The sequence below is a fragment of the Pseudopedobacter sp. genome, from assembly GCF_040392825.1.
Lineage (GTDB): Bacteria > Bacteroidota > Bacteroidia > Sphingobacteriales > Sphingobacteriaceae > Pseudopedobacter.
Map to the genome: position 1 here is coordinate 1 of NZ_JBEBVH010000268.1, position 5069 is coordinate 5069.

At 38.2% G+C, this 5069-nt stretch carries 7 protein-coding genes; all 7 read left to right on the plus strand.

The annotated features are described in order from the left end of the window. A partial coding sequence (locus ABWO41_RS15135) for an NADH-quinone oxidoreductase subunit NuoE family protein (protein ID WP_353139863.1) occupies nucleotides 1-212 on the plus strand: 212 nt, incomplete at its 5' end. 4 nt (nucleotides 213-216) lie between these two features. After that, nucleotides 217-1581: an NADH-quinone oxidoreductase subunit NuoF gene (nuoF, locus tag ABWO41_RS15140; protein ID WP_353139865.1), complete on the plus strand. Its 1365-nt coding sequence runs from the start codon at nucleotides 217-219 to the stop codon at nucleotides 1579-1581. 19 nt (nucleotides 1582-1600) lie between these two features. Next, nucleotides 1601-1960, plus strand: coding sequence for a four helix bundle protein (locus tag ABWO41_RS15145; RefSeq protein ID WP_353139867.1), 360 nt, complete (start codon nucleotides 1601-1603; stop codon nucleotides 1958-1960). Between the two features lie 39 nt (nucleotides 1961-1999). Next, nucleotides 2000-3004, plus strand: a complete 1005-nt coding sequence (locus ABWO41_RS15150) for an NADH-quinone oxidoreductase subunit G (RefSeq protein ID WP_353139868.1) — start codon at nucleotides 2000-2002, stop codon at nucleotides 3002-3004. Then, nucleotides 3004-4041: an NADH-quinone oxidoreductase subunit NuoH gene (nuoH, locus tag ABWO41_RS15155; RefSeq protein ID WP_353139870.1), complete on the plus strand. Its 1038-nt coding sequence runs from the start codon at nucleotides 3004-3006 to the stop codon at nucleotides 4039-4041. The genes ABWO41_RS15150 and nuoH overlap by 1 nt, the downstream gene beginning before the upstream one ends. A 38-nt stretch (nucleotides 4042-4079) precedes the next feature. Further along, nucleotides 4080-4613, plus strand: a complete 534-nt coding sequence (locus ABWO41_RS15160; RefSeq protein ID WP_353139872.1) for a NuoI/complex I 23 kDa subunit family protein — start codon at nucleotides 4080-4082, stop codon at nucleotides 4611-4613. Between the two features lie 40 nt (nucleotides 4614-4653). After that, a partial coding sequence (locus ABWO41_RS15165; RefSeq protein WP_353139874.1) for an NADH-quinone oxidoreductase subunit J family protein occupies nucleotides 4654-5069 on the plus strand: 416 nt, incomplete at its 3' end.

Sequence of the window (5069 nt, forward strand, 5' to 3'; positions counted from 1 at the left end):
TATTGGACTACATTGGAAATAAGCTGGGAATTAAAGAAGGAGAAATTACTCCAGATGGGTTATTTAGTTATAGAGGCGTAGAATGTTTGGCAGCCTGTGGATTTGGTCCCGTATTACAGATAGGGCCCGAATACACTTTCTATGAAAATCTGACACCAGAATCTATAGACAAGCTAATTGACGACTTGAAAGCAAAAGCAGGTAAATCATAAAGCTATGGGACGCAAGTTATTATTAGAACATATTAATATACCTGGAATAAACACTCTGGCTGTTTATAAAGAAAAAGGTGGATACCGGGCTGTAGAAAAAGCTTTGAAAACAATGTCGCCTGATGATGTTGTGGAAGAAGTAAAAAAGTCTGGCTTGAGAGGACGTGGCGGTGCAGGATTTCCTACGGGAATGAAATGGAGCTTCTTGGCAAAACCAGAAGGCGTTCCGCGTTATTTAGTTTGTAACGGAGATGAATCTGAGCCTGGTACATTTAAAGACAGGTACTTGATGACACATATTCCTCATGCTTTAATTGAAGGAATGATTGTATCAAGTTATGCTTTAGGAGCGAATACCAGTTACATATACGTTCGTGGCGAAATGATGCCACAAATAAGAATATTGGAAAAAGCAATAGCCGAAGCAAAAGCAGCGGGCTATTTAGGGAAGAATATTTTAGGATCAGGATTTGATTTAGAGCTTTATGTTCAGCCAGGTGGTGGTGCGTATATCTGTGGAGAAGAGACCGCTTTATTGGAATCTTTGGAGGGCAAAAGAGGTAACCCAAGAATTAAACCGCCTTTTCCTGCCATTGCAGGACTTTACGGGTGTCCCACAGTGGTTAATAACGTGGAGTCTATTGCAGCAACTGTTCCTATTATCAATGATGGTGGAGAAGAATATGCGAAAATAGGAATAGGAAGATCAACCGGAACAAAATTGATTTCGGCGTCTGGTAATATTAATAAACCGGGAGTTTATGAGATTGAGCTGGGTCTTTCTGTAGAAGATTTTATATTCTCTGACGAGTATTGCGGAGGGATAGCAAATGGTAAAAGAATGAAAGCTGTTGTTGCGGGAGGTTCTTCTGTGCCTATCTTACCAGCAAATTTAATCTTGAACTTAGTAAATGGAGATAAGAGGTTGATGACATATGAGTCTCTGTCCGACGGTGGTTTTGCTACTGGTACAATGTTAGGTTCGGGTGGCTTCATTGTTATGGACGAGGATCAATGTGTGGTTAGAAATACATGGAATTTCTCCCGTTTCTATAGTCATGAGTCTTGTGGACAATGCTCTCCTTGTAGAGAAGGAACTGGTTGGATGACTAAAATCCTTCATAAAATTGAAACCGGACATGGTACTTATTCCGATATTGATTTATTAGTAAATGTTTCTAAACAGATTGAAGGAAATACGATTTGTCCGCTAGGTGATGCTGCAGCGTGGCCTGTAGCAAGTGCTGTGCGCCATTTTAGAGACGAATTTGAATGGCATATTAACGAGCCAAGACTTTCTCAGGAGAAAAACTATGGATTAGCTCATTATGCAGATCCTTTGCCTGTGCTGGAGCCAAGTCAAAATTAAAAAGTAAAAATTCAAAAACTTGTCTAAGCCATATGATATAAAAGAGCGAACTTTTCAATTTTCAAAAGATTTGATTCTTTTTATACGAGAAGTAAAAACAGAAAAGATATATTTTTCACTTTTAGATCAGTTATTAAGGAGTGGGACATCTGTAGGGGCAAATGTGGAAGAGGGAAAGGCTGGCAGTTCTAGAAATGATTTTAAGAAGTTTTATATAATAGCCTTAAAATCTGCAAATGAGACGAAGTATTGGCTTAGGCTTTTGAAAGAAACGGAACTTATTAAGGCAGATGGTATTAAAAGAATAGATGCATTAACAAATGAAATCAATGATATTTCCAGAATTATAGCTGCTATTGTTATTAATCTGGGAAAATGATCTTTTGATTTTTTAATTTTAATTTTTTAATTAGAAGAAGTGTCTGATAAAATTAAAGTAACGATAGACGGAATTCCTGTAGAAGTAGCGCCAGGGACTACCATACTAAATGCGGCAAGGCAAATAGGTGGAGACATTGTTCCTCCGGCAATGTGCTACTATTCTAAACTGGAAGGGAGTGGCGGTAAATGCAGAACCTGTATTGTAAAGGTTACCAAAGGTTCTGAAAAAGATCCCCGGCCAATGCCTAAATTAGTTGCCTCTTGCAGGACTACTGTAATGGATGGTATGGAGGTGCAAAATATAACTTCTCCGGAAGTTATAGAGGCGAGAAAAGGTGTTGTAGAAATGCTTTTAATCAACCATCCTTTAGATTGTCCTATTTGCGATCAGGCTGGAGAATGTCATTTGCAGGATTTAAGCTACGAGCATGGCTTAGCCTCAACTCGCTACGAGTTTGACCGCAGAACCTTCGAAAGACAAGATATTGGTGATAAGATTCAGCTTCACATGAATCGCTGTATTTTGTGTTATCGTTGTGTGTTCACTGCAGATCAAATTACAAATCAACGGGTACACGGTGTTTTAGGCCGTGGCGATCATGCCGAGATTTCAACTTATATCGAGAAGGCTATAGATAACGATTTCTCGGGAAATGTAATAGACGTTTGTCCCGTTGGAGCATTAACCGACAAAACTTTCAGATTCAAAAACAGGGTGTGGTTTACAAAGCCTGTAGAAGCACACAGAGATTGTCCTACTTGTTCTGGAAAAGTAACCTTATGGTATAAGGGGGAAGAAGTGCTTAGGGTAACAGCGAGGAAAGATGAATTTGGTGAAGTAGAAGAATTTATTTGTAATACCTGTCGTTTCGATAAGAAAAGTACCAACGATTGGATAATCGAAGGTCCTCGTCAGGTAAGCAATAAATCGGTTATCAGTGCCAATCATTACGAGACTTTACAGCCGTTACCGGTTATTAAGAAAAATCCGGAATTGATGGAGTCCAATAAACAACAATTAGAAAGAGCAACCAAACTGTAATGGAGTTAAGTTTTTTTATAGAGAAATTAATACTTATCACAATACTTTTTGTGATTACTTTAACTATAGCAGCTTATTCTACATGGGCAGAAAGGAAAGTTGCTGCGTGGATTCAGGACCGTGTAGGGCCAAACAGAGCAGGTCCATTTGGTTTATTCCAACCTTTAGCCGATGGTGGTAAAATGTTCTTTAAAGAAGAAATTATACCAAGCGGAGCTCATAAAGTACTTTTTGTTGGAGGACCTTCATTAGCGTTACTGGTTTCTTTCTTAGGAACAGCAGTAATCCCTTTCGGAGAATCCATTCAAATTGGCGACCGATTGGTTCCGCTTCAAGTTACAGATGTTAATGTAGGTGTACTTTACATATTTGGTGTTGTTGCATTGGGCGTTTACGGAATTATGATTGGAGGTTGGGCTTCAAACAATAAATACTCTTTAATGGGGGCAATTCGCGGAGCATCACAAAATATCAGCTACGAAATTGCAATGGGACTTTCCATTATTGGTTTGTTATTGGTTACTAATTCGCTAAGCTTTGGTGAAATTGTTGCGCAGCAGCATAGTTGGCACTGGAATGTACTGTATCAGCCGTTAGGATTTCTAATCTTTTTGGTTTGTGCATTTGCAGAAACCAATCGTGTTCCTTTCGATTTGCCGGAATGTGAAACAGAGCTTATAGGCGGATATCAGACAGAATATTCTGCGTTTAAAATGGGAGCATACATGTTTGCGGAATATATTAACATGTTTGTTTCATCTGTTGTAATGGCGACGCTATATTTTGGAGGGTATAATTATCCGGGAATGGATGCAGTAAATGCACTTCTTGGCCCTACTTGGGGACCTTTAGTTGGCGTTGCAGTATTGTTCCTGAAAATTATATTATTCATCTTCTTTTTTATGTGGGTAAGATGGACTGTACCACGTTTCCGTTACGACCAGTTAATGCATTTGGGATGGAAGATTTTGATTCCTTTGGCAATAGCAAATATCGTTATAACGGCAATTGTTATTACAGTTTTTGATAAATTATAAGATACAGGCTTTTAAAAGAATTTATACGGGAGGATTCAATGGAATCATTAAGTGGAAGAAAAAAAGTTTTAGAACAAAAACCAATGAATTTCTGGGAGAGAATGTATCTTCCGGCAATTGCGCAGGGTTTGGCTATTACTTTAAAGCACCTTTTTAAAAAGAAAGTGACTATTCAATACCCTTTCGAAGAAAGAGAGTTTTCTAAGAACTGGAGGGGGATGCATTCCTTAAAAAGAGATGAACAAGGTCGGGAGCGTTGTACAGCTTGTGGCCTTTGCGCCCTATCCTGTCCGGCAGAAGCAATCACCATGATTTCTGCAGAGCGTAAAAAAGGAGAAGAACAGTTATACAGAGAAGAGAAATATGCGGCAGTATATGAGATCAATATGCTGCGTTGTATCTTTTGTGGATTGTGTGAAGAAGCTTGTCCTAAAGAAGCTATTTATCTGGATGGACCTATAGTGCCTTCAGATTATTTAAGAAAGGACTTTATTTACGGAAAAGATAAGTTGGTCGAAAAACCATTATCAGAACTGGTAGCTTTAAAACAAACCGAAATAAGTAAAAAATAAGTATAGAATAAAAGCGAAGCTTTAATAGATTTAAAATCAAATGAATTTATTTTATTTTGTTGCCTTCCTGTCGATATTCTTTTCACTGTTGGTAATTTTTACCAAAAATCCGGTGCATAGTGTATTATATCTCATAGCAACATTTTTTACGTTCACTATACACTATATTCTTCTGAATGCACAGTTTTTAGCTGTGGTGAATTTTATTGTGTATATGGGAGCAATTATGGTTCTTTTCCTGTTCGTGTTGATGTTAATGAACCTGAATAAAGATACGGAACCTATGAAATCCAATTTCCTAAAAATTATTGGTGTTATCGCAGGAGGAGGACTGGTTGTAACATTGGTTGCTGCAATGAAAACTTTGCACACGGATAGTCCTTCCGTATTACAAAATCCGGATATAGGCCTGGTAGAAAACTTGGGTAAGGTGCTTTTTAGTGAATTTCTACTTCC